The organism is Aeribacillus sp. FSL W8-0870, from assembly GCF_037963755.1.
Lineage (GTDB): Bacteria > Bacillota > Bacilli > Bacillales > Aeribacillaceae > Aeribacillus > Aeribacillus composti.
Genome location: NZ_CP150165.1, coordinates 1,850,058 through 1,874,978 on the forward strand (window position 1 = coordinate 1,850,058; position 24,921 = coordinate 1,874,978).

Below are 24,921 nucleotides of genomic sequence, written 5' to 3' on the forward strand. Positions count from 1 at the left end.
ACAGAAACACATAGATCGTTTGACGATATTGTAATTGTCGGACATAATGAAATGGATGGATTAAAGGGGGAGTTGTGTTGTATATTAAAAAACGAAATTTTTTCATCGCTATTGTACTGACGGTCATAATAACTTGCGGTTTTACGCTCACATTACTCAACTTTACGTCAGCATCTGAAAAAGAAAATGATAGTTTTGAGAAGCTTTATTCAGCATATGATACGTTAAAGCAAGAATATTATAAAAAAATAGATGATGAAAAATTGGTAGAAGGTGCTGTCAAAGGGATGGTAGAATCTCTCGACGACCCGTATACGTCATATATGGATTTGAAAGAATCAGAAGGATTTGAAGAAAATATATCTTCAAGCTTTGAAGGAATCGGTGCAGAAGTAACAGAGACGAACGGTTATATCATGATCGTCTCACCGATAAAAGGCTCGCCTGCCGAGAAAGCAGGGTTGAAGCCGAGAGATAAAATTTTAAAAGTTGACAATAAAAGTGTTGAAGGAATGTCTGTGAATGAAGCGGTATCTCTTATTCGTGGCGAAAAAGGAACGAAAGTAAGCCTTGAAATTGAACGGGATGGCGTCGGCACGCTGACCTTTACGATTACAAGAGATACGATTCCGATTGAAACAGTTTATAGTGAAGTAGTAGAAAATAAAATTGGAAAAATACAAATCACAAAATTTTCCGAGAACACTGGAAAAGAATTGGCAGATGCATTGACAGAGCTGAAGGAGAAAAAAGTAAAAGGAATTGTCCTCGATTTAAGACAAAATCCTGGGGGACTGATGGACCAAGCCATAACGATGTCAAATATGTTTGTAGACAAAGGCAAAAAGATTTTGCAAGTTGAAGCAAAAGACGGATCAAAGGATATTTATAAAGCGGAAAATCAACCCATCGTTGATGTTCCGGTCGTAGTCATCACAGATAATGGAACAGCCAGCGCAGCCGAAATTATGGCCGCGGCTTTGAACGAATCGGAGGGAATTCCGATTGTAGGAGAAAAAACGTTCGGAAAAGGAACCGTTCAAAGCGCTAAAACGTTTGAAGACGGTTCGTCGATGAAATATACGATTGCCAAATGGCTGACACCTTCAGGCAAATGGATTCACGAAAAAGGAATAGAACCTCAATATAAAGTGACTTTGCCTGAATATGCTCATTTACCATATTTAAATCCGGAAAAAACGTTGCAGGAAGGCGACGTTTCAACAGAAGTGAAAACAGCTGAGAAAATGCTTCAAGCTTTAGGCTATAAAACAGATGTGGACGGATATTTTGATAAAGCATTAAAAAATACTGTTGTTGCTTTCCAAAGAGACCATCAATTAAAACAAACGGGGAAAATCTCACAAGATACGACAATCAAACTGATGGATTTAGTAAGAGAAAAAATTGAAAAAAATGATACCCAAATGAAAAAAGCAATTGAAGTATTGAAATCGAAGATGGAATAAAATTGACAGCAGCGGCTTGGTCTTTCGGCCGCCTTCTTTATTTTCAGATTTGTTCAAGCATATTGTTGACATTGAAAGGACTTTATTTAGGGAAAGTCCTGTTGCAAAAGCTTTACTTAACTGATTTTTTCTATACGATGAAGCAAGAGGGAATGATTGCTAATACAACTAAGGCATCCAAATATATGTAAAGAGATCGCAAATAAAAAAGGGCAAGTGACAAATATTTTGCTTTTAAATTCTTGCCTACCTTCTCCACTTTTCATTTCATTTTAAAAAATTTAATAATCATAGACCTCCCTATCGTTCTGCCATTTTCATTTCATTTTTGTTGAGCTTTCATATAATGCGGCGAACGTTCGCTTCGATATTTTTGAATGGTGTTAAGAAAAGGGATTAAAGCAAAATGCGGAATCGGATTTGTCTGCATTTCATCTTCAGTTTCAGGAATATGTTGAAGATCCCTTTTGGCAGTGCGGAGTTTATCCATACGAAAATTGGATGAGTGGAGGCTGGTTAACAAAACCGGCCTCATTTTACTCAGATGGGAAAAGATCAATTTCCGTATAATGATGATCTTTTAATTTCACGAATTTAATTTCAAGAATTCCGTCAGAAAAAACGGCTTTTGTCCCTTTTCTTTTCACAGGTGCAGGAAATACAAATTTTTTTTGTTGATTTTTTTCCGGATAATTCATAAGATGCAAATGGTGTTGGTTATGTTGGATTTTTATCATTTTTTTTAAATCATCATTCATCGGAAGTTTAATATAGATAAATTCATCTGTCTCATAAAATTCAGGTGAAGGAGGAGCTTCTTTATGATTCATAATAGGAAAAGGACTGGTGAATGGGAATTGCTCCGTATAGTGTGAACCAAACGCTTGCTTCATTACTTCCTGAATATATTGTTCAACCTGTCTGGCATTCATGTTTTTCCAAAGATTCATTGCTCACACATCCCTCTTCGACCCTAATTGTTACATTGTAATATATGACTGCTGCGGAAAGATCGTTCAAAACAATTTCTTGGAAAAAGCGATCGAAACAGAATATAATGTGTGATATGGGAAGGAAGATGATCTAGCATGAGATCAGGAATCATGTATATTAGTCTATCTTATATTTTATGGGGGATATTCCCTATTTATTGGAAAGTATTAGATCATGTGTCATCTGAGGAAATTTTGGCTCATCGAATCATATGGTCTTTTGTTTTTGTGTTACTGTTGCTTTTGTTCCAAAAACGATTTGCTGATTTTTTATATGAGTGCACCAAAATCATTAAATCACCCAAGATTTTGTTAACGTTGGCTCTTTCATCCTTCTTGATCAGCGCCAATTGGTTTGTTTATATTTGGGCGGTGAATCATGACCGTGTACTTGAGACAAGTCTTGGTTATTACATAAATCCATTGGTGAGCGTACTATTAGGAATGATCTTTTTGCATGAAAAACTAAACAAAGGGCAGCAGACCGCGTTTTTGTTTGCGGCTTTCGGAGTGCTCATATCAACTGTCCATTATGGCCATGTCCCGTGGACATCGTTTATTCTTGCGAGTACATTCGGGTTTTATGGACTGGCTAAAAAAGTGATAAAATTAGATTCTGCTTTTGGTCTGGCGCTTGAAACGTTTGTTGTGTTTCCAATTGGAATCATTTATGTGCTATACTTAGAATCGTTAGGAAGCAGTGTTTTTTTTGAATGGGATGCATCGACCAACTTTCTTCTAATGGGAACAGGCGTCATTACGGCGATCCCTTTATTGCTGTTTGCGAAAGGTACGCCTAAAATTCCGATGTATTTTCTCGGAGTCTTGCAATATATTGCGCCAACGATCACTTTTTTTCTCGGCGTTTTTCTTTACCACGAGCCGTTTACTGTTGTAGAATTGATCACCTTTGTTTGCATTTGGACAGGCATCATCATTTTTACAATGAGTGAACCTTCTTTCAAAACGATATGGAAGACTAGAATCTCAAAGTAACCTCATGCAAGCAGGTTCCTCGAGGTGAATAAATGTGAATGATAACGAACTTCTTCATGCATACAGAAAACTTTGGTCAAACCGAACTCTTTCAGTAGGGTCAGATGAGAAAAAAACGTTGGAAGAGGCGATTAAAAAAGAACTCCTCGATGAAATGACTCACCCTAGAGTAAGAAAAAGTCCAGATAAAAAATTACTAGATGCGCTGAAACGCATTATAGCAGCCGACATTTCACCGGAAGAGAAGCTTGAATTAATCAGCAAGCATATGGAGATGTATGAGAAAATCTTAACAAAATAAAGAAGGTGGAAGCTTTGAAACCGATTGATCCGATAAGGGTTCAAAAAATCATTGATTCTTTTTTACATAAAGAGGTGTATATTCATCTTGAAACGACAACCGGTGCTTATACTTCACACCACAATCAAAACAGCATGACTATTGTCGCGTTTGTCCGAAATGCAAAAATTACATTTTCACAAGGTAAAATAAAAGGAACAGGACCATACCGTGTCGGATTAAAAACAGAGGAAGGCTGGGTGTATGCTGAAGGTCTTACCGATTATACCGTTGATGAACAAAATCGCCTTCTCATGGCCGGCCACGATCGAGATGGAAAGCTTGCCATTGCATTACAAATTAGTGAAACTCCATTTTTTTAAAAAGGAGAGAGGAATAAATGGAAGAGAGGATATTAGTGATCCTGCCTCATCCCGACGATGAATCGTTCGGAGCAGCAGGACTGATCGCTTTAAAACGGAAAGCAAACGTACCTGTCACGTATGCTTGCTGCACTTTAGGCGAAATGGGCCGCAGCATGGGAAAGCCTTTAATCGCCAATAGGGAGACATTAAAAGATATTCGAAAAAAAGAATTGGAGCAGGTCGCAAAAATTTTAAATATAAACGATTTACGAATGCTCGGCTATCGGGATAAAACATTGGAATTTGAAGATGAAGAAAAATTGGCAGACCACTTTGAACAGATCATCCGGGAAGTCAAACCGACCCTTCTTGTCACGTTTTATCCTGGTTATGCTGTTCATCCAGATCACAACGCTTGTGGCGAGGCGGTTATTCGTGCGGTGAAATGCTTGAAAAGGGAGGAGCGTCCAACCGTTTATTGCATAGCTTTTTCAAACGATCGATTTGAACATATAGGCGAGCCGGATGTAGAAATCGATATATCTGAAGTTGCAGATATAAAAATACAGGCATTGAAGGCTCATCGATCGCAAACGTATTCCATCGTAGAAAAAATAGAAGAAGGAGGAAAAGACCTCCCTCAATTTCAACAATTTTTTCATAAAGAAACGTTCTGGATTTACCCATTTGATGATGAAAAATAAACGATCGAATAGGCTGCTTTGAAAATATTTACAATACAGGTCTATCATCCTCTTTTTTGAAAAAATGATGAATTTTATCTTATAATATAGTAAAATATGAAGAAAGTTGTCGATATAATAAGTAAGAAATTTTATTGTACGATAAACGAACATAGGATGTCTCATATGAGGAGGAAAGGCTGTATGAAGAAAAAAGTGTTGGGATTAACGACATCCGCGGTTCTTGGATCTTCGGTTTTCGCAGGAGTCGCTTCCGCTGAAACGATTCGAGTAGAAGCCGGGGATACTCTTTGGGGAATCTCGCAAAGATATAATACTACTGTTGTAAAGTTAAAAGAAGCAAATAGACTTACAAGCGATACAATATACATAGGTCAGGTTTTAAATATTCCTTCAGAAGCATCGTCTTCTCCGAAAGCGAAAGTAACTACTAATAATCAAACAGAGGCGGCTCCTAAACAAACTGGTTCGACATACACAGTGAAAAAAGGTGATACGTTATGGGGCATTGCCAAAAACAACGGAACGTCTGTCAGCGAATTAAAAAGGCTGAACGGATTAACCAGCGATTTAATTTATCCTGGCCAAGTGTTAAAACTATCTGGATCCAGCCAAGCTGTATCTAGCGAAAAGGTTAGCGCCAAAGAACAGGTGCAGGCGCCCAAACAAACCTCACAAACTTCAAATAAAGCAAGTTCACAAAATACATATACCGTCCAAAAAGGCGACTCTCTATGGAAAATTGCTGTAAAATTTAAATTAACCGTCAATCAATTAAAAGCTGCGAATAACCTTTCATCTGACGTTATTTACCCCGGCCAAGTATTGAAGCTGTCAGGCTCTTCAGCCGATAGTGCACGTCAAGTGAATTCCGGTACAAAAACGAATTCTGATTCATCTACTCAAAACGGCAAAGTTTTAGTAATGATTCGAGAAGCCAAAAAATTAGTTGGAGTTCCGTACAGATGGGGCGGAAATACGCCATCTGGTTTTGACTGCAGCGGATTTGTTTACTATGTATTAAACAAAGTGACATCCGTTTCTCGGTTAAGTACAGCCGGTTATTGGAACATGATGAAACCAGTAAGTTCACCAGATGTCGGAGACTTTGTATATTTTTCAACATATAAAGAAGGTCCTTCCCACATGGGAATCTATCTAGGAAATGGGGATTTCATTCATGCCGGATCAAGTGGCGTGCAAATATCGAATTTAAACCAAAAATATTGGAACGATCGATATTTAGGAGCCAGATCTTATTTTTAAAATTATATTTTGCGAGAATGAGAAACATGAAGCAATCAGCCGTTTGTTGGCTGATTGCTTTTTTAATCGGAAGAATGATAGAATCGTCTAATTTGCCGATACATCCATCTTCCTTATAATAGGGATTTTGCATGAGTATGAAATTTGAACAAAAAATATAAGTTTTTTCTAGTAAAAGATTATTAATAAACCCGTGGTGCTAGTTGAGTCTTAACGCTCAACTAGCCCAAGAACAACAAGGGAGTAAGCCAGTAAAATACCATCCAGTGCCGTTTCAAATCCAGAAACCGAGTTCGCTCGAATCTCGGTGATCCGATACGAATCGACTAAAATCGAAAACACGGTTTCAATCACTTTGCGTTTTCGTTTCATCCACTGTTTCCATGCGTCGGATTGGAGAATTCGCTGATTTTTTCGAACGGGCGTCCAAAAAGCGACTCGATGCTCTTCGTACAGCTTCTTTTGCAGTTTTTGGCTGATGTACCCTTTGTCACCTAGGTTATATGGATGTGGAATTTGCGTCATGACGGTTTCAGCGGCCACCCGGTCGTGACAAGACGCTTCGGTGACAACATATCCCATCGGAAGCCCTTGGTCGGTGACCTGCAGGTGAAGTTTCAACCCATAGAAAAGTGATCCTTTTGGAAGCACAATAGCCAATATCCGCAATTCCACGAAACCGTTTGGCGCGATACATTCGAGCTGAATGACACAGCTCGATCGGCAAACTGTCCACGACCGCATACGCATGGTGTTGTCCACGCTTGGCCAGCTGGTGCCGCATCCACTTGATCGCAAAGCCAAGCGCTCGGCAGCGACGGTTGTATCGAGAACGTTCAGGGAACAAGTCCTTGGAAAACAAATTCCCGATCACAAACCGGTGCCAAGCCCGTTCGGAAGTGAAGCCTAACAACTTTCCAAGGACATGGACGGCGATGATGACCTCGTCCTTCTGTTTCAACAAATGAAGATTTCGACGTTGAAGATGAATCTGGATACTCGATAGTTGAGCTGATACAAAACACAAAATCGATACATATTGTTTTTGAAGTTTGGCTCGATCTGTTGTAAAATGAAAGTGCTCTTGCATGTGAATTCTCCTTTTAAATGTTTGGTCGCACTTTCATTTTAAGGAGATCCTCATGCAAGGGCTATTTTTATGCTTGTCTGATTTTATCTAGCACCACGGGTTATTAATAATAACGTACTTTTCGGTACTATTTTTAAGAAATTAGTAAAATTAAAAGGTTTTAGTGATATTTTGAAAAATTTATTTAATGTCTATTTAACGACACTCAACAGATGTTTCAATAGATGTAAATTCAATCAATGAAGTACTAGAGTTTATGAAAGCATACTATAATATAATGTAAATGATGATATGGTTTGGATGGATGAGTTATTGTTAACAAACATGAATGGTAGAGTGATTGGATGTACATAATATTGTGTGATTGGGTTAGATTTTTTGGTGAAAATGAAGAAATTAGTAGAGTTTATTTTTAGCTAGATCTGCTATGGTCTGATCAGCTCTAGTTAAGTGTTTTGCCACTCTTTCCGCAACGTCTACCTAGTTTTAATATATACATGAATAAAAATAATATCATTTCAATATGTAGATATGATATAATTTAGCTAAAACTTGCATATACTGCATCTGAGGAGGTGTAGTATATGTGTCGAGAGGATGATAAAAAAATGTTAGCAGCTACTAATAAGAATAAACTTAAAAAGCCTATTATCACAAAAAATAAATTTTTAAATTTATCTAAAAAAGATTGGAAAGAAGCAAATGAAGTAAGTAAAAACACAAGAGGAATTTCAAAAATAACTTATAGGGATTTATTTGGAGGTAAATAAATTGACTGGTTTTTTAAATAGAGAAAACTGGAAACAAATTGAAAGAGGTTATGAATTTGAAGCTGCCATCCTTTATCCGTCAGATACAAAAAGACCTCTTTCGTTTTTTATTCCTAACTCAACTTTCGCACACAGAAATATTTAAGCATTGCTTGATATAATTAGGTATAGTGGCCAACCATTTATTCATTTGATTTTTAAAGATGTCCATGTTCAAAGAAACCTCGGCTTCCGCCAAAGTTTGGAAAAGGTCAATAAGTGATTGAAGGGCAGTAATAAAATCTATGTCTTTTACATCTTCGCAAAGGATGTAAAAAAGGTTGCCAATCGTCTTAGGATCCTCCTCTTTTCGCATTTGCCAAGCAATGAGAATATATCGTGTAAAAACAATGGTTGTATGGCTAATTAACATGTCGTAGGAACGTCCCTGGAATTCTTTCTCTAAATTTAAAAGGGATTTATTGCATTTGAAGAAGACTTCAATGTCCCAACGCATGCCGTAAATACGAATGATCTCTTCATTTTCTAATGTTGTATCTGTGCTGAGAATGGCAAGCCATTCGCTCCGTTTATTACGGTTTCGTACAAATAGAATTTTTACTGGAATTCCATTGTCTAAAGTAGCATAAACGGATCCGAGAATGTCTTTTTTACCCATGTGAGGTTTTGCCAATTTGTAAAGTTGATTCAGTGTGAAACGTTCACCATTGTAAACGTATCGCTGCTTTAATTGCTTCACCATGCCAATGACAAATAACCCTTTGTTCGTAATCTTCTCAATTAAAGGCGCTTGTGTAAACCAGGAATCCATGAGAACATAGTCAGCTACAATCCCTTTTTCAAGCGCGTGATCAAGTAAAGCTGAAGCCACGTCCGGTTTTGATTTCAGAGCTTCCTGGCGACGCTTATAGCCAGATGTTCGTTTATCAATATTGGTATTGATTTCTTGCAGGCGATTTTCCTTTTTCGGTGAACTTAGAAGAGCAAAATCAACGGGAATAAAAGTAAAACTATCGGTCCAGCCAAGGGTAAGCATTTGAAACCCTTTCAAGTACTGATGGGTAGAGTGATCAAAAACCTTAGCCAACAGTTCAACCGACTTACTACGGTTTCTTGAAAAGACAGAATCATCAATCACAAAAGCTGTGACACGATCTTTTGAAGTTAATGGTTGAAGCAGACGGATCATTTCACTGCTTAATGAAAGCAGAAACTTTCTCCAATGATAGGTTGGTGTATTTAAAAAGCGATAGACTGTATCCTTTCCGGGCAGATCCTGAGATCGTTTACTCATAAAAGCACGAAACCAGTTCTTATATTGGAAGACTAAAAGAAAAATCAGTTTGAAAACAGTAAGACAAGAATACCCGGAAAGTTTCGTAATATTCGCTTTTCTTAAATGATATCCAATATTTAATTCGGAAAATCCTTGTTTAATTTCTTTTGGTAATTGCGCAAAGTAGTCTTTATTCGTTATCATAGTGGTGACACCTTTCTTTTGGATTTGGTTTCGTCACCAATATTTTACCAAAAGAATAGGTGTCTTTCTTTATGTTTTAAAAAATGTCAAATGATAATTTTGTACTTCCCAAAACCATTTACATCAAGCATTTAAACAAGATTTTGGACTGCGAAAGCTGAGTTCCTAATAAAAACAATCCATTAGAAGGAAAAATAGTTGATCAAGTAGGTAATTTTTCTCCAGAAATAATTGAAGGAAGACCTAGAGCCAGAGAACAACAAGTTGTTGTTACTATTAAGCCAAGAAAAGTAATTATTGTAACTAATAATATAATAAATCAAAATGAAGAATTTGAATATATTTTAATTGCTCCAATAAATACTATTAAATTATCAGAAAAATCTAAAGATTGGTATGAAAAGTTAATTTATGATGAACATCCAATTTTCACATATATTCCCAAAGGAAATATAGAAAGATATGTGGATTTAAGTCAGATTATGACAATACATAAAAGTTTATTGCTGACAAAATATGATAAAATTCCAGATGAAAGAATGGAATTAATTGATGAAAATTTATTGCAGTGTTTATCTCTTGGAATTATAAAAGAAGAAGCTGAAAATATAATAAAAAATCAAAATATTGAAATTTAACAAAAAGTCATCATTAATAAAATAACATGATGGCTTTTTGTTTTGGTTACAGTACTTCTACCACCTTACATAGGATTTGTGAACAATTAACCAGCAAAAAACACCATTATATTATTATGCTTTTAGGCTGAGAAGTGATATCCAAGCTGTAAAGAATGCTTTACTTCCCCCTAAAACATCGGTCTGCTTGAGGGTCAAATCAATCGCTTGCAAATAATAAAACGAGTGACTTGCGGACGAGCTGGATTATTTTTGTTAGAGAAACAGGTGCTTTATCGATTGTGATAACTATTGCGAAATAACAAATATAAACTTGTTTTCAACCCTTACTCGTTTTTATAAAAAAAATTCGTAAGAACCATATTTAAAATCATTTTTAAACAAAAGATCGAAGTCATCACGAGAAACCATGTCTTCTATCTACAACAATCATCTGGTAGACCGATTGATCATCCCTTGAAAGCAATGGTTGGATTTAAAAAAAATCTATACGAAAAAATCTTGTCTCAATCGAGGTGCAAATAGATATTGTTTTTGCACAAAAATTGTTTTATAATCATTATGGAATTAAATAAATAGCATCCTCATTCACCCGATGAGGTAGAGGTTGCGGCTTTTATGAGTACTGCGAACGAGATGCAGAGAACATTGAAGACTTCGCTGGAAAGGGAAAGCCGCCGAAGTTCGCACATTTCTCTGGATGTGCGGACTGGGGTTGCCACCGAACAGGGGCAGCACTGTCACGGTTTGCCTGAAGAAAAGCAGCCGTGGAGCGCTATCTTCACGGAAGGGTTGATACGGGTAATGTTTGTATTGCCGCCGAATCACCTTCGGCGGCTTTTTTGGTGCGCCCAGCATGGGTGTAATCTCTAGGGTGAAAGTCCCGAGCTGCAAAGGCAGAAGAGCAGTTAGCTTAACAGAAGGGGATGGTGCGGCTATTTTGCCTTGGCAGATACACCAAGTAAGTTCAAAGAATTTGGCGAATGGATCAGACGAAGACTTCGAATGTGTTTATGGAAAGAGTGGAAAACGCCGAAAACAAAAATTCGGAAACTCAGAGGATTAAGTGTTCCAACGCATAAGCCATTCGAGTGGGGTAATACGCAAGAAATACTGTCGGATTGCCTGCAGTCCCATTCTACACAAAACCCTCGACAACTCCTACTGGAGTCGACAAGGGTTAAGAAGTCTATTCGAAAGATATCAATTTCTGCGTCATCTTAATTGAACCGCCGTATACTGAACGGTACGTACGGTGGTGTGAGAGGTCGGGGGTTAGTCACCCACTCCTACTCGATTATCACCCGGCTCCTTTCCATGACAAAGAAAAAAGGAGCGATGAAAACAATGGAAAGCGTTATTAAAAAGAAGGAAACAGCTACGACCGACCATTCTTCGCCTAACCAGCTTCGACGCAAGCTAAAAACAAGGCATTTAACGATGATTTCTCTTGGTGGGACGATTGGCACTGGATTGTTTTTAGCCAGCGGTGGAGCAATTCATACTGCTGGGCCGGGCGGAGCGCTGGTAGCGTATATTGCAATTGGTATAATGGTGTATTTTTTGATGACCAGTCTTGCAGAAATGGCAGCTTATATGCCAGTTACTGGAACGTTTAGTACGTATGCAACTAAGTTTGTCGATCCTGCGCTCGGATTTGCTCTAGGATGGAATTACTGGTACAACTGGGCCATTACGATTGCCGCAGAGCTCTCTGCTGTGACTATCATTATGAAATTTTGGTTTCCTGATAGTCCTTCACTTTTATGGAGCGCTTTATGCTTAGTGGTTATGTTTCTGCTTAATTATTTATCCGTAAAAGGATTTGGCGAAGCAGAATATTGGTTTTCGCTCATTAAAGTAGTAACAGTCATTATTTTTCTTATTGTCAGCTTTTTAATAATTGTAGGTATTATGGGTGGTGAAGCGGTTGGATTTAAAAACTTCACCATCGGCGACGCTCCATTCCATGGTGGTTTCATGGCGACTCTCGGCATTTTTATGGCGGCGGGTTTTTCTTTCCAAGGAACAGAGCTGCTTGGAGTTGCAGCAGGTGAAAGCGAGGATCCGAAACGTAACATTCCTCGCGCCATTCGGCAAGTATTTTGGCGCATTTTGCTATTTTATATATTGACTATTTTAGCAATCGGACTTCTTATTCCATATACGAATGAAAATCTAGCGAATAGCGATGTTACGGTCAGCCCGTTTACTCTCGTTTTTGACAAAGCTGGCATTGCGTTCGCTGCATCCGTTATGAATGCTGTCATTTTAACAGCGGTTTTATCAGCCGGAAACTCTGGTATGTATGCGTCTACTCGGATGCTTTGGGGGCTAGCAAAAGAGGGGAAAGCGCCAAAATTTTTGGCTAAGTTGAATCGCCGGGGAGTCCCTGTTAATGCATTACTGGTTACTGCTTCATTAGGAACGCTTGCTTTCTTGGCTTCGTTTTTTGGGGATGGGATCGTCTATGTATGGTTATTAAATGCTTCTGGTTTGTCGGGGTTCATTGCATGGCTTGGCATTGCAATCAGTCACTATCGTTTCCGCAAAGCGTATGTTGCGCAAGGGAGAGATCTCCGTGATCTTCCTTACAAAGCAAAATGGTTTCCATTCGGACCGCTGTTCGCTCTGGTACTTTGCGCGGTCGTCATTTTGGGACAGAACTACAGGGCCTTTATGGGAGAATCAATCGACTGGTACGGTATTCTCGTTTCTTACATTGGATTGCCATTGTTTTTAGCAGTTTGGTTTGGCTATAAAATCGTGAAAAAGACAAAGGTCGTTCCTCTCGATGAATGTGAATTAGACTAAAAAGCCGCTTGAAAAGACGCATTAGTATCCAAAATCTGCACGCTCGGTGTTCAACGGATTTTGTATGCCATCACAACGACGAAAATGCTCGTATGGTGCAGGACAAGTGTAAACGAATGATGGTCCAATCAGAAAAGCCGCTCTTTCTTGATACGGAGCGGCATTCATCAGTTAAAGGGAAAGCTTCATCTTTTCCATCAAATGATTTGTTCTTTTTATTCCGATAATTAAGATTGTCTGTTCAGAGCTCCCAACATCCAGAGATGGGGGAATGGCGGAAAGGCGTCTTTCATTTGGTAAGATAGAAAACGATTGGATTAATCCATTCCTCCCTATATATAACTTGACATGTTAACATCTGCATGGATATGTAGCTTGGACCGTTTTTCGACGGTCTGAAAATAGGTGTCTTTCTTAATGTTGCCAAAATGTTAAATGATACATTTGAATTACAAGATCTATATATATATAAAATTTTAACTAAGCTACTGGTATGCGAAAGTTGAGTTCAATATAAATAAATTTCTATATAATTTATTGATTTATAGGGGGCTGTCTAATAAGTCGATTTTTGGGCTTATAGACGCCCCTTTAACTTTTTTTAAAACGTTGATATATTCATGCTTATGATTTGATGGATTTTGACTTTCTGGACAATCCCAGTAGTACAAACCACGTCTATGGTTTGTGCTGTCTGTAAAAATTATAATATTTTAAATTCAAAAGAATCTTAAAAATTAATGTGTTAAAAAAGGATATGATATAGTTATGTAGTGAAACAATATAAAAAAGAACGTGATGATTAGAAAGGAAATTTTTATGATGTCTTTAGAGCTTCATTTGCCAAAAGAAATAATAAATGTAATTGAATCTCGCAAAAAGCGGGTGCATTCTGATCAAGATCAAAGATTAATTGGACAAGGCGGTTTTTTGTCTGACGATCCAGTCATTTTGTATGATGCGCTGGTGGCATTGGCCCTTGGAAAAAATGTTTTGTTAAAAGGACCGACCGGTGCTGGGAAAACGAAACTTGCTGAAACGCTGTCATCATTTTTTTCTCAGCCGATGCACAGCATTAACTGTTCAGTTGATCTTGATGCCGAAGCATTGCTTGGATATAAAACGATTGTCAATTCCAGCAATCAAACAGCCATTGAGTTTGTCGAAGGACCTGTTATTCAGGCGATGAAAAAAGGGCATTTTTTATATATAGATGAAATCAATATGGCGAAACCTGAGACATTGCCAATTTTAAATGGGGTGCTAGATTACCGGAGGCGGATCACGAATCCATTTACACAAGAGGTTGTGGCGGCGAAAGAGGGATTTGGTGTCATCGCAGCTATTAACGAAGGGTATGTAGGGACGGTTCCGTTAAACGAAGCGTTGAAAAACCGATTCGTCGTGATTGATGTTCCATATGTACAAAATGAAAAGTTAAAACAAGTGCTCACTGAGCAGTCTTCTTTAAAAGATGAAAAGCTGATAGAAAAGTTTCTCACATTATCCAGCGACATTATTACACAAGTAAAAATCGGGAAGGTTTCGGAAGAAGCAGCTTCCATCCGGGCTTTGATCGATGCCTGCGATTTGTCGGTTTATTTGCCCCCTTTAAGAGCGATTGAACGGGCCATTGCAGCAAAATTGGATGATGAGCTGGAAAAAAGAGCGATCATGAACATTGCAGAAACCGTTTTTGAGTGAGGGAAATCCGATGCATTATATAAAATTTAATGATGAAATCATAGATTCAATGTTAATGATGGAGCTGTCCGATTTAGCGCAAACATTGACAAAACGAAGAGATATCGATATCGCTTTTGCCGTTCAGTCTTACTTTCATCCAGCAGAACAAAAAATTTATATCAGCCATTTTTGGAACGATCGTGCGGAAGAAGACAAGCTTGCAGGATTTAAATCAGACATTTATTTGCGCGCAATTGGCAGCTATTATTATACGGATTTTCATCAAATTGCTGCATTTCATGATCTCGTTCGGATATTACATCATCAAAAATTTGCAAAACAGCTGTTGATGCTGCTTGAAGATGTCCGGATTGAAGAACTGGTTAAACGCGATCGTCCCGGGACAAAGCGCTATTTCCGCAAGCGGCTGAATATTTATAAAAAATATTACCGTGATCAGCTGAAAGCAAGCCTTGATCGGGGATTTGCAACCGATGCGCTCTTTGCGGCCCTGTATGAAATGGCTACGGCCACATCACCTGTTTTGAATGTACCAGAAATAAGCGTCCAAATAGATGAACTGCTGCCTTTCGTGAAGGAACAAGTGATGAACGTATACGATGCAAATAGCACGAAAGAAGTTTCCGATATTGTCCTGAAGACGATGGGGCTGTTGGATGAAGTGTTGAAAAAAGATTTGATCCATACTTATTTCATTTTGCCTGATTTATCGGAAAAAGATCTCCATACCTTGACTTTTGACGACATGAAACGAAAAGACCGGCTTCAAAATCAGGATGCACTGGATAATGTAAAAAAGGGCGATGAAGATCTTCATGATGAAAAAATGGCCATATGGCATCGTGAAACATCCACACCGACGAAAAGCTTTTTGCAATTTGATTTAGAACAAGGAACGCAAACGAATTTAATAGATGAACATGCAAGGCAAACTGAGACGGGAGATCAGGCGCTTGTGATTGTGGAAGGTTCAGCTAGACAGACTCAAAACAATTATTATGACGAAGTAAATGCTGATGAAAAGCTGCAAAAAGAAGCAGAGCAAGAAATACAACAACAACTCGGGAAGGAAAACAAGCATGCAAAAGCATATTTCCTGACGGCAAACATGCCAAAGGAAGCAGAAAAATCTGCGTATGAAAAGGAATTGCAGCAATTGATCGTGTACAAAAAACGTTTGCAGCGAATCATTCAAAAAACGCTTGAACATAAAAAGACATATCCAAAACAAGATGAACATTTCGGCAGATTGAATAAAAAGCTGTTGCGTCTATGGACGGATGAAAACCCGAAGCTTTTTTTCAAAAAAAGGAATCCTGCGAATGATCTTGACGGGGTGTTTACACTGCTCGTCGACTGCTCTGCATCCATGCACGACAAAATGGAAGAAACAAAACGAGGCATCATTTTGTTTCATGAAACGTTAAAGTCCGTTCGGGTTCCACATCAAATTGTCGGTTTTTGGGAAGACTCGGCAAACAGTACAGAAAACAACCAGCCGAACTATTTCAAAAAAGTAATCAACTTCGAAACTTCACTTAGCTCCAGCTCAGGACCAGAAATCATGCAGCTTTTGCCTGAAGAAGATAACCGCGACGGTTTTGCGATCCGGCATATGACAAACGAACTGCTTGCAAGAAAAGAGAAGCAAAAATTTCTTCTTGTTTTTTCAGACGGTGAGCCTGCTGCCTACGGATATGATCAAAACGGAATTGTCGATACACATGAAGCCGTAATGAATGCTCGAAAGCACGGTATAGAGGTGCTGAACATATTTTTATCCGCCGGAGCAGTTGAAGAAAGCAAAAGAAAGGTAATGAAAACGATTTATGGAAAACACAGCATCATGGTGCAAAATATCACAGAACTCCCGGACGTCTTGTTCCCGCTTTTGAAAAAATTGCTGCAAAAAACAATCGAATAAACCGCCAAAACATGGCAGAATACAACATGTATTCAAAAAATCAAGAAAATTATTATATAAAGATGCTAATTTTTAAGTAAATACTATTGGTCAATCTGATGAATAGTGTTAAAATAGCGGTGGAAGCGGTTATTTAAAAAAATATAGCTTGCTTCTTGTGGGATGGTGATGAGAATTTAAAAAAATTTTTTGTGGGGAAACAAAGCAGAAGAATTCTAATGATTAGTGATCATTGGGGGTTTTTAAGAAAATGGAAGAAACTTCGTCAAATTTAAAAATCGCATGGCGTGATTTTCACGGACCTAATTTAGGGTATGTCATGGACTTATATGAACAATATTTAGAAGATCCGAATTCTGTTGATGAAGAATTAAGAAACATGTTTGATGCTTGGGGGGCTCCTGAGGCTCTAACTGAACAATCTTATGTAAACTCCTCATCCACTGTAAGCAGAAATTTGTCTTATACGTTTGAAAAGCTGCAAAAAGTAGCAGCTGCTGTAAGGTTTGCAGAGGATATTCGGACATTTGGACATTTGGATGCTTCTATTTATCCTATGGGGATAAAACATAACGAAGAAGATGTTTTGAATGAATCAAGATACGGTCTGACGAAAGAGGACTTAATTGAAATACCGGCCAAATTGTTGAGTCCGTATACTCCTGATCATGTACACAACGGGTACGAAGCGATCCAATATTTAAAAGATGTTTATTCAAAATCGATTGCATTTGAATTTCAGCATGTCCACAATTTTGAAGAGCATGAATGGCTAAACGAAATGGTGGAATCTGGGAAAATTTTCAAAACACTTTCAAAAGAGAAACGCATTTCTCTTTTGAAGCGATTAACAGAAGTTGAAGGATTTGAATCTTTTCTCCATAAAACATTTGTCGGCCAAAAGAGATTCTCCATTGAAGGTGTTGATATGCTCGTTCCGATGCTTGATGAGCTGATTTCTGAAGCTGTGAAAAGCGGAACGACAAATATAAACATCGGAATGGCGCATCGGGGCCGACTAAGCGTGTTGGCTCATGTGTTAGGAAAGCCATTTGAGCTTATTTTCTCTGAGTTCCAGCATGCACCGAACAAAGAATTGGTTCCGTCTGAAGGTTCAATCGGAATCAACTACGGCTGGACCGGAGATGTGAAATATCATTTAGGTGCGGACAGAAAAATTAAAGATCATAATGTTGTTCGTGCACGGCTCACGCTAGCGAACAACCCTAGCCATCTAGAGTTTGTGGATCCGATTGTGGAAGGGTATACACGTGCAGCCCAAGATAATCGTAATGTGCGCGGATATCCTGAACAAGATATTCACAAATCCATGGCTGTGCTGATTCACGGCGATGCAGCATTCCCTGGCGAGGGAGTCGTGGCAGAGACTCTTAACCTTAGTCAGTTAAACGGTTACAAAACCGGAGGAACAATCCACATTATCGCCAATAATATGATTGGATTTACGACGGAAAGCCATGATTCTCGATCAACAAAATATGCCAGCGACCTAGCCAAGGGCTTCGAAATTCCGATCGTTCATGTGAATGCGGATGATCCAGAAGCATGTTTGGCAGCTGTTTATATTGCCATTTTGTATCGCAATAAATTCCATAAAGATTTCTTAATTGATTTAATCGGATACCGCCGTTACGGGCATAACGAAATGGATGAGCCGATGGCGACAAATCCGTTGCTTTATGAAAAAATTAAGAAACATGAAACAATTTGCAAATTATATGCTAAACAGCTTGAAAGCGATGGAATTATTTCTTTAGAAGACGCAAGAAAGTTTGAACAAGAAGTGCAGGATCGGCTGAAAAAAGCATACGATAAAGTTCCAAAAAACGAACACCAAGAAGAGGAAATTCATATTCCAGAAACGGTCAGCCATGGTCTGCCCAAAATCGACACGACTGTGCCGGTGGATGTCCTTGACAAAATTAACAAGGAATTAATTACTTTCCCAGAAGGATTCACCGTTTTTAATAAATTGCAAAAAATTCTAGAACGCAGGGCAAAAGTATATGAAGAAGAAAGAAAAGTAGATTGGTCGCTTGCAGAAGCGTTCGCTTTTGCGACAATCTTGAGAGATGGAACTCCGCTTAGAATTACTGGACAAGATTCGGAACGCGGGACTTTTGCTCATAGACATTTAGTCTTGCACGATGTGAAAACAGGCAAAACCTTCTCGCCGCTGCATCGTTTGTCGGATGTTCAAGCATCGTTTGCGATTCATAACAGCCCGTTGTCTGAAGTTTCTGTATTGGGATTTGAATACGGATATAACGTATTTTCTCCGGAAACGCTTGTCATTTGGGAAGCACAATTCGGTGATTTTGCAAACGTTGCACAAGTCATATTCGATCAATTTATTTCAGCCGGCAGGGCAAAATGGGGACAAAAATCTGGACTCGTCATGTTGCTGCCGCATGGATATGAAGGCCAGGGACCGGAACATTCCAGCGGGCGTTTGGAACGGTACTTGACCCTTGCTGCAGAAAACAATTGGACGGTGGCAAATGTAACGACTGCTGCTCAATATTTTCATTTGTTAAGAAGACAAGCAGCGATTTTAACAAAAGAAGAAGTGCGTCCGCTCATCATTATGACGCCAAAAAGCTTGCTGCGTAATCCAAATACGGTTTCCGACGTTACAGAGCTGACTGAAGGTCAATTTCAACCGGTTATTGAACAGCCTGGTTTAGGTCAAAATAAAGAAAAAGTAAAACGTTTAATTTTGTGCACTGGCAAAATATCGATAGAATTGGCGAATGGTCTGCAAAAATTAGATCAAAAAGATTTTCTTCATATTGTACGGGTGGAGGAAATTTATCCGTTCCCTGAAGAAGAAATTAAAGAGATTATAGAAAGATACCCTAACTTGCAGGAAATCGTCTGGGTGCAAGAAGAGCCGAAGAATATGGGATCGTGGATTTTCACATATCCGCAATTAAAATCTATTGTGGGTGATAAGCTCGCTGTTAAATATATTGGACGTCCAAGACGGTCAAGCCCTGCAGAAGGAGACCCGACAATTCACAAAAAAGAGCAGAGCCGAATCATAACAGAAGCGCTTACATGGAATGAATGAGGAGGAAATTTAAAAAATGGCTGAAATTAAAGTTCCAGAACTAGCAGAATCCATTTTAGAAGGTACAATTTCTCAATGGTTGAAAAAACCTGGCGATAAAATTGAAAAAGGCGAATACATTCTTGAGCTGGAAACCGATAAGGTCAATGTTGAAATTACTGCTGAACATGCTGGTGTTTTAAAAGAAGTATTTAAAAATGAGGGCGATGTTGTCGAAGTTGGCGAAGTCATCGGAATCATCGATGAAGGCGCAAGTGAAGCTCCACAGGCAAGCAGCCCTCAGCCAGAACAAAAAGTAGAAGCCGCTCCAGAGCAAAATCTAGAGGAGCAAACAGTTCAAGTGGAATCGGAAGAACAGTCTGCAGGCAAACCGCGCCCAATCGCAACACCTGCAGCAAGAAAGCTTGCACGTGAAAAAGGAATCGACTTATCGGCCGTGCCGACGGCTGATCCGCTCGGTCGTGTTCGCAAACAAGATATTGCATATTATGAAGCGCCAAAAGCGGAAGAAAAAGCCCCTAATAAACCAAAACCAGAACCGCAAGAAACACAAAAGGCAACGGTTGCAGATCAGAAGCCTGTGGAACGGATCAGAATGTCCCGCAGAAGACAAACCATTGCCAAACGTCTAAAAGAAGTTCAAAATACAGCAGCTATGCTGACAACCTTTAATGAAGTGGATATGACAGCAGTTATGAACATCCGCAAACGGAGAAAAGATCAATTTTTTGAGGAGCATGATGTTCGTTTAGGCTTTATGTCCTTCTTTACAAAAGCAGTTGTCGCAGCCTTGAAAAAATTCCCTCTACTGAATGCGGAAATTCAAGGCGATGAAATTGTGTTGAAAAAATATTATGATATTGGAGTAGCTGTTTCTACAGATGAAGGTTTGGTTGTTCCTGTTGTAAGAGATGCAGATCGTTTAACATTTGCTCAAATCGAGCAAGAAATTGCCGATCTTGCAGCAAAAGCGAGAGCAAATAAACTTGCGCTTTCGGATCTGCAAGGAGGAACATTTACGATAACAAACGGCGGTATTTTCGGATCTTTATTGTCAACACCGATTTTAAATGGACCTCAAGTCGGTATTTTAGGGATGCATAAAATCCAGCTTCGCCCAGTTGCGATTGACGAAGAGCGCATTGAAAACCGTCCGATGATGTATATTGCTTTATCATATGACCACCGTATTATTGACGGAAAAGAAGCTGTCAGCTTCTTGGCAACTGTCAAAAAGCTGTTGGAGGATCCAGAGCAGCTCTTGCTGGAAGGGTAAATCACTAATGAAGGAAGAACGCATTCCGCGTTCTTCTTTTCATATGAAAACGAACGAATGAAGGAGTGGCAAACATGAATCATCTATCATGGAAAAACAAAAAAGCGAATAAAAAAGTTGTATGTTTACATACAAATGCAAAAAAGTATATGGTAAATAATGTATTGACACCTGGACAAACTTATGATGTCTTGAACGAAACGGAAGAGTATTATTTTATTATCGACAATTCCGGAAAAGTAGGCGGATTTTACAAAGAATATTTTGAAGAGGCAAAATAGCTAATCATCCCTTTATTTTTTCTTTCCTTTTTGAGAGGAGGTGTTGTTCGTGTTCGTTTATACTGAAGAGGATATTCGCAACATTGACAATCTGGCAGAAAAAAATGGCCTTTCTTCTATTGTGTTGATGGAAAACGCCGGGCGCTCTTTATTTCAAAAGCTTGTTTCGTATGTAAAAAAAGATGATCGCATTTTAATATTGTCCGGTAAAGGCAACAACGGCGGAGATGGAATTGTTTTGGCCAGATATTTAAAACAAAACGGCTACCATGCCGAGCTTTCTTTTCCGCTTGGGGCACCGAAAAGTGAAGCAGCGAAGCATCATTTCGCTTTTTATAAAAACAGCGGTTTTCTCGAAACAGCCGAATATGAACAAAATCATTACCAAGTCATCGTTGACGCTTTGCTGGGGGTCGGTGCAAGGCATCCGCTAAGAGATGATGTGAAAAACATCATTGAATGGATTAATGGACAAAACGCTTTTGTCGTTTCCGTTGATGTTCCTTCAGGAGTTTTATCCGACTCCGGAGAAGCGCCAATAGCGGTTAAAGCAAACGTCACCATCAGCATCCACGGATATAAGCGATCAGCCTTTTTGCTGCCTTCTTCATCTTTTTACGGAAAAAAGGAAGTTGTGTCCATCGGCCTGAAGGAAGAAGGGAAATGGAAGGTCTGGACAGAAAAAGATGTGAAGCAAACATGGCCGAACCATCCGTCTTTTTCCCATAAAGGCACTTTTGGAACAGGCTATTTAATTGCTGGCTCCGACGAAATGCCGGGAAGTGTGCTTCTTGCTGCGAAGGGAGCTATGAGGGCAGGAATTGGCAAGCTTGTGATCGGCACAACACCATTTGTAGCCGGTGCCATCGCCGGGCAAATTCCTGAAGCAACTTATTTTTTTGAAGGTCTTATAAAAGCAGGAGATGGTGAATTCCCGGAAAAGCTGTCAGTATGTGCAATTGGACCAGGTATCGTTCCTGGAGAAGAGACCGAAAAAGCCATTCAATCCATCTTACAAAACGATTGGCCTGTTGTGCTGGATGCCGGTGCGTTACATAAACGCACATATCCGAAAAATAGACAACATCCTATTGTGTTAACACCGCATCCGGGTGAATTTAGCCGTTTAATCGATCAGCCGATCAGCTATATACAAAAGAACAGAATCGAAGCTGCTTCTAAATTTGCCGTTGAAGAAAATGTCATTGTTGTTTTAAAAGGCCAATATACAGTGATTGCATTTCCGGATGGAACAGGAATGATCAATCCAACTGGAAACATTGCTTTGGGCAAAGGCGGGAGCGGAGATGCATTAACGGGAATCATCGCTGCTTTTTTGTCCTATTATGAGAACAAAAAAGCAGCTGTGGCAAATGCAGTCTATTTACACGGTTTATGTGCAGATCTGTTTGTAAAAACGAAAGGTGTAAGATCAATGCTTGCGGGCGATATTCCAGACATTTTGCCGGAAGTGATGAAACGATTCGAATAGCCTTATCAATATGGCTTCCAAATGACTTTTTTTGCAGTTTGAAATCTTTGTTCCACTTCTGGCCAGTTGACGATTTTCCAAAAATTATCGATATATTTTTGCCGATCGTTTTTATATTGCAAGTAGTATGCATGCTCCCAAACATCTAATACAAGAAGAGGAATGACATCCCATTGGCTTAAGTTTTGATGCTTTTCCGCCTGCAATATTTCCAATCTTCTTGAACGGGGGGACCATACTAATATCGCCCAGCCTCCGCCTTCGACTGCTTTTGCAGCTTCGCTGAAATGCTTTTTAAATGCTTGAAAGCTTCCAAATGAATTTTTGATCGCTTCCTTTAATTCACCTTTTGGCTCGCCCCCGCCTTTTGGATTCATGACATTCCAAAAAATTGTATGCAAATAGTGGCCTGCCCCATTGAAAGCTGCTTCCCGTTCCCAATGTTTAATCAATGAAAAATCTCCTGTTCTCCGTGCTTTTTCCATTTCGATTTCCGCCTTGTTTAAACCGTCTACATAGCTTTGATGGTGTTTCAAATGGTGAAGCCTCATGATTTCTTCTGAAATATACGGCTCAAGCGCATTGTATCGATAGGGAAGAGGAGGGAGCTTATGTTGTCCTATCGGCACAGCCAAAGACCGGTCATCTTCACCTTCAATAAATAATCTGAATTCATCATACAATTGATTCGCCTGTTCATAAAGTTCGCTTTCTGAAACGGACTCGGCTTTGTCCAGCTCTGTTTTGAAACGGATTATTTTTTCCTCGAATTCGCTTGCAAAAGGGTGTTCTGAAATGATGTTTCCATAAAGATCATCACACCATTTTTTTAATTCATTAATATACGATTCACTCAAGACAACAAAATCCTCCTTTTCATTCAATCGTCCAGAATACTATATGAAGCAATTTGAAAAAGGGTGAACTAAAAGAAGCGCGTCTTTTTTTAGATGGAAGAGGGGAGCTCCTTAAAGCGGTTTTTCACCAATTAAAAACGGATGATTTTTTGAAGACGTGCATTTTTTTTGTGAGAGGAGAGGCTGGATGGGAAGAAATATGTTTGTAAATACTCGGTCTTGTTATGAAAAAAGAGCAGCTGCCTGAATTATGTATGAAAAATGCCATGCATATCAATGCAAAATAAGATCAGGGGATTGTCCCAAAAGGATACATCCATTGGAATTCAATAATCAAGAAATGCTGATATATCAGCATTACTGAACATGAAAAGGGGGATCCAATACCGTGAAATCAACTATTGGACAGCCCCTTAAGTCAATCTGCCCAAACATCGTTCATTGAACAGTATACTTTTCATCTTTTAAAATAAGCACGTCAGCTTCTTTAGCTTTTTTGGGAACTAATAGACAAACTCTATTTTATGACAGAAGTAAGTACATTCAAATTTCATTTTAACAACAAATACTATGTAACTTCTTGATTAGATCTGCCATCATAACAAAAATTTTATCATCATACGCATTTTCATCCTGCTTTAAAATGTCGTCTATATATCTTGGTATTCCTTTATAAAAGCTTTAACAAAGTCCGTGAAATGACAATCCAGTACTTTTTGTTTGCTTGAATCATAATACAACAATCAATAAACAGACGATTTTGGGATTTTTTTAATGTAATATTTTAAAGCATTCTCATAGCTTCTACGGTCCCTTGAACTATTTTTCATTACTGAATTTGATCAAGTAATCTCCGATATCTAATAAAAGACCATCACGGAATGTTGTTTTTGTCCCTTTTCAACAATATACATATATAATCTTTGGTAGAAATAAAAGGATAGCTCAAAAGGAGCATCTTTTGTATCCTCATATTCTTCAATCTCAAATAATAGCTTCATCTGTCTATACACCCTTTAAATTCATTTTGTTTACTATTTGTACAGATTTCATATATAAAATTACTTGATTTATCCCGTTACTTGGTTTTCCTTTAAAGATTTCATAATCTTCTTCATTTCTGTTTTTGAAAGATTTTTAGAAACAATGTTCATTTTATATCGCGATTTTCCCTGTAATTCCTTTTTGATGCTGTGCGTCCTTTAATTTGTAAAAAGCAGAGAAGACAACGCTTTTTTCAATTTAAAGCCGAACAGGGAAGGGGTGTTCTGCTGTATTATGGACAATTACTGTTTCTGTTGTTTTTCACAGAGGAAATGCCCGAGCTTTTCTCAATGCAGAAAGTACTAAAGCAGGCGGAACTCAACCTTTTAGGAGAAGTTCTCGACAACTGGAAAGGGGCTGTCCAAAAAGTCAGGGTAACTGA

At 38.7% G+C, this 24,921-nt stretch carries 18 protein-coding genes, 2 pseudogenes and 1 riboswitch; of the genes and pseudogenes, 16 read left to right on the forward strand and 4 right to left on the reverse strand.

Annotated features, from left to right (window positions below; translation table 11 throughout):
• Positions 1–125 precede the first annotated feature (125 nt).
• Positions 126–1,469, forward strand: a complete 1,344-nt coding sequence (locus NSU02_RS08995) for a S41 family peptidase (RefSeq protein ID WP_232515754.1) — start codon at positions 126–128, stop codon at positions 1,467–1,469.
• A gap of 536 nt (positions 1,470–2,005) precedes the next feature.
• Here the strand turns inward: NSU02_RS08995 and NSU02_RS09000 are convergent.
• Entirely contained in the window at positions 2,006–2,419 is a 414-nt protein-coding gene (locus tag NSU02_RS09000; protein ID WP_339195435.1) for an Hsp20/alpha crystallin family protein, read from the reverse strand.
• A gap of 138 nt (positions 2,420–2,557) precedes the next feature.
• Here NSU02_RS09000 and rarD point away from each other — a divergent pair, with 138 nt between their 5' ends.
• The 5 genes from rarD to NSU02_RS09025 all read left to right on the forward strand — a co-directional run bounded on the left by rarD (position 2,558) and on the right by NSU02_RS09025 (position 6,072).
• Positions 2,558–3,457: an EamA family transporter RarD gene (gene rarD, locus NSU02_RS09005; protein ID WP_339195438.1), complete on the forward strand. Its 900-nt coding sequence runs from the start codon at positions 2,558–2,560 to the stop codon at positions 3,455–3,457.
• A gap of 34 nt (positions 3,458–3,491) precedes the next feature.
• Positions 3,492–3,758: a hypothetical protein gene (locus NSU02_RS09010; protein ID WP_063389700.1), complete on the forward strand. Its 267-nt coding sequence runs from the start codon at positions 3,492–3,494 to the stop codon at positions 3,756–3,758.
• 14 nt (positions 3,759–3,772) lie between these two features.
• Entirely contained in the window at positions 3,773–4,120 is a 348-nt protein-coding gene (locus tag NSU02_RS09015; protein WP_339195441.1) for a YojF family protein, read from the forward strand.
• 17 nt (positions 4,121–4,137) lie between these two features.
• Positions 4,138–4,806 (forward strand): bacillithiol biosynthesis deacetylase BshB2, encoded by a 669-nt coding sequence (gene bshB2 / locus NSU02_RS09020; RefSeq protein ID WP_339195443.1) that lies wholly within the window; start codon positions 4,138–4,140, stop codon positions 4,804–4,806.
• A 183-nt stretch (positions 4,807–4,989) separates the two neighbouring features.
• On the forward strand, positions 4,990–6,072 hold the full coding sequence (locus tag NSU02_RS09025; RefSeq protein ID WP_311067245.1) for a LysM peptidoglycan-binding domain-containing protein: 1,083 nt from the start codon (positions 4,990–4,992) through the stop codon (positions 6,070–6,072).
• 210 nt (positions 6,073–6,282) lie between these two features.
• Here NSU02_RS09025 and NSU02_RS09030 read toward each other — a convergent pair.
• Positions 6,283–7,162: pseudogene (locus tag NSU02_RS09030) on the reverse strand (IS982-like element ISGth1 family transposase).
• Between the two features lie 584 nt (positions 7,163–7,746).
• Between NSU02_RS09030 and NSU02_RS09035 the strand changes: the two are divergent.
• Positions 7,747–7,932: a hypothetical protein gene (locus NSU02_RS09035; protein WP_094245675.1), complete on the forward strand. Its 186-nt coding sequence runs from the start codon at positions 7,747–7,749 to the stop codon at positions 7,930–7,932.
• Positions 7,933–8,050: 118 nt separating this feature from the next.
• On the opposite strand, the gene NSU02_RS09040 is transcribed toward NSU02_RS09035, so the two are convergent.
• Positions 8,051–9,412: a transposase gene (locus tag NSU02_RS09040; RefSeq protein WP_094245175.1), complete on the reverse strand. Its 1,362-nt coding sequence runs from the start codon at positions 9,410–9,412 to the stop codon at positions 8,051–8,053.
• Between the two features lie 314 nt (positions 9,413–9,726).
• Here NSU02_RS09040 and NSU02_RS09045 point away from each other — a divergent pair, with 314 nt between their 5' ends.
• The 9 genes and pseudogenes from NSU02_RS09045 (at position 9,727) to NSU02_RS09085 (ending at position 22,638) form a co-directional block, all read left to right on the forward strand.
• Complete coding sequence (locus tag NSU02_RS09045; RefSeq protein WP_339195734.1) at positions 9,727–10,050, forward strand: hypothetical protein; 324 nt, start codon at positions 9,727–9,729, stop codon at positions 10,048–10,050.
• Positions 10,051–10,643: 593 nt separating this feature from the next.
• Positions 10,644–10,836: riboswitch (Lysine riboswitch) on the forward strand.
• 126 nt (positions 10,837–10,962) lie between these two features.
• Positions 10,963–11,278, forward strand: a pseudogene (locus NSU02_RS09050) (group II intron maturase-specific domain-containing protein); the annotation flags it as partial.
• 119 nt (positions 11,279–11,397) lie between these two features.
• Positions 11,398–12,864 carry an amino acid permease gene (locus tag NSU02_RS09055; RefSeq protein ID WP_339195451.1) on the forward strand — a complete coding sequence of 489 codons (1,467 nt, stop codon included), beginning with the start codon at positions 11,398–11,400 and terminating at the stop codon, positions 12,862–12,864.
• Positions 12,865–13,686: 822 nt separating this feature from the next.
• Positions 13,687–14,568, forward strand: a complete 882-nt coding sequence (locus NSU02_RS09060) for a MoxR family ATPase (protein ID WP_066250323.1) — start codon at positions 13,687–13,689, stop codon at positions 14,566–14,568.
• Positions 14,569–14,578: 10 nt separating this feature from the next.
• The gene (locus NSU02_RS09065) at positions 14,579–16,495 is read left to right on the forward strand and encodes a hypothetical protein (RefSeq protein ID WP_339195453.1); all 1,917 of its coding nucleotides are present in this window, start codon (positions 14,579–14,581) and stop codon (positions 16,493–16,495) included.
• Positions 16,496–16,745: 250 nt separating this feature from the next.
• Positions 16,746–19,589, forward strand: a complete 2,844-nt coding sequence (gene sucA / locus NSU02_RS09070) for a 2-oxoglutarate dehydrogenase E1 component (RefSeq protein ID WP_063389707.1) — start codon at positions 16,746–16,748, stop codon at positions 19,587–19,589.
• 16 nt (positions 19,590–19,605) lie between these two features.
• A complete protein-coding gene (gene odhB / locus NSU02_RS09075) occupies positions 19,606–20,865 on the forward strand; it encodes a 2-oxoglutarate dehydrogenase complex dihydrolipoyllysine-residue succinyltransferase (RefSeq protein WP_130157576.1) in 1,260 nt (419 codons plus the stop codon).
• 74 nt (positions 20,866–20,939) lie between these two features.
• Positions 20,940–21,146: a DUF6501 family protein gene (locus NSU02_RS09080; RefSeq protein WP_063389709.1), complete on the forward strand. Its 207-nt coding sequence runs from the start codon at positions 20,940–20,942 to the stop codon at positions 21,144–21,146.
• A 49-nt stretch (positions 21,147–21,195) separates the two neighbouring features.
• Positions 21,196–22,638, forward strand: coding sequence for an NAD(P)H-hydrate dehydratase (locus NSU02_RS09085; RefSeq protein ID WP_339195456.1), 1,443 nt, complete (start codon positions 21,196–21,198; stop codon positions 22,636–22,638).
• 5 nt (positions 22,639–22,643) lie between these two features.
• Here the strand turns inward: NSU02_RS09085 and NSU02_RS09090 are convergent, their stop codons facing one another.
• Entirely contained in the window at positions 22,644–23,495 is an 852-nt protein-coding gene (locus NSU02_RS09090) for a superoxide dismutase (protein ID WP_311067248.1), read from the reverse strand.
• Positions 23,496–24,921: the final 1,426 nt, after the last annotated feature.

What these genes read in the sequence shown, in the direction of transcription:
- NSU02_RS09000 (WP_339195435.1), bottom strand. Translation starts at nt 2,419, where the DNA reads ATGAATCTTTGGAAAAACATGAATGCCAGACAGGTTGAACAATATATT.
- rarD (WP_339195438.1), top strand. Translation starts at nt 2,558, where the DNA reads ATGAGATCAGGAATCATGTATATTAGTCTATCTTATATTTTATGGGGG.
- bshB2 (WP_339195443.1), top strand. Translation starts at nt 4,138, where the DNA reads ATGGAAGAGAGGATATTAGTGATCCTGCCTCATCCCGACGATGAATCG.
- NSU02_RS09025 (WP_311067245.1), top strand. Translation starts at nt 4,990, where the DNA reads ATGAAGAAAAAAGTGTTGGGATTAACGACATCCGCGGTTCTTGGATCT.
- NSU02_RS09035 (WP_094245675.1), top strand. Translation starts at nt 7,747, where the DNA reads ATGTGTCGAGAGGATGATAAAAAAATGTTAGCAGCTACTAATAAGAAT.
- NSU02_RS09040 (WP_094245175.1), bottom strand. Translation starts at nt 9,412, where the DNA reads ATGATAACGAATAAAGACTACTTTGCGCAATTACCAAAAGAAATTAAA.
- NSU02_RS09055 (WP_339195451.1), top strand. Translation starts at nt 11,398, where the DNA reads ATGGAAAGCGTTATTAAAAAGAAGGAAACAGCTACGACCGACCATTCT.
- NSU02_RS09060 (WP_066250323.1), top strand. Translation starts at nt 13,687, where the DNA reads ATGTCTTTAGAGCTTCATTTGCCAAAAGAAATAATAAATGTAATTGAA.
- NSU02_RS09065 (WP_339195453.1), top strand. Translation starts at nt 14,579, where the DNA reads ATGCATTATATAAAATTTAATGATGAAATCATAGATTCAATGTTAATG.
- sucA (WP_063389707.1), top strand. Translation starts at nt 16,746, where the DNA reads ATGGAAGAAACTTCGTCAAATTTAAAAATCGCATGGCGTGATTTTCAC.
- odhB (WP_130157576.1), top strand. Translation starts at nt 19,606, where the DNA reads ATGGCTGAAATTAAAGTTCCAGAACTAGCAGAATCCATTTTAGAAGGT.
- NSU02_RS09080 (WP_063389709.1), top strand. Translation starts at nt 20,940, where the DNA reads ATGAATCATCTATCATGGAAAAACAAAAAAGCGAATAAAAAAGTTGTA.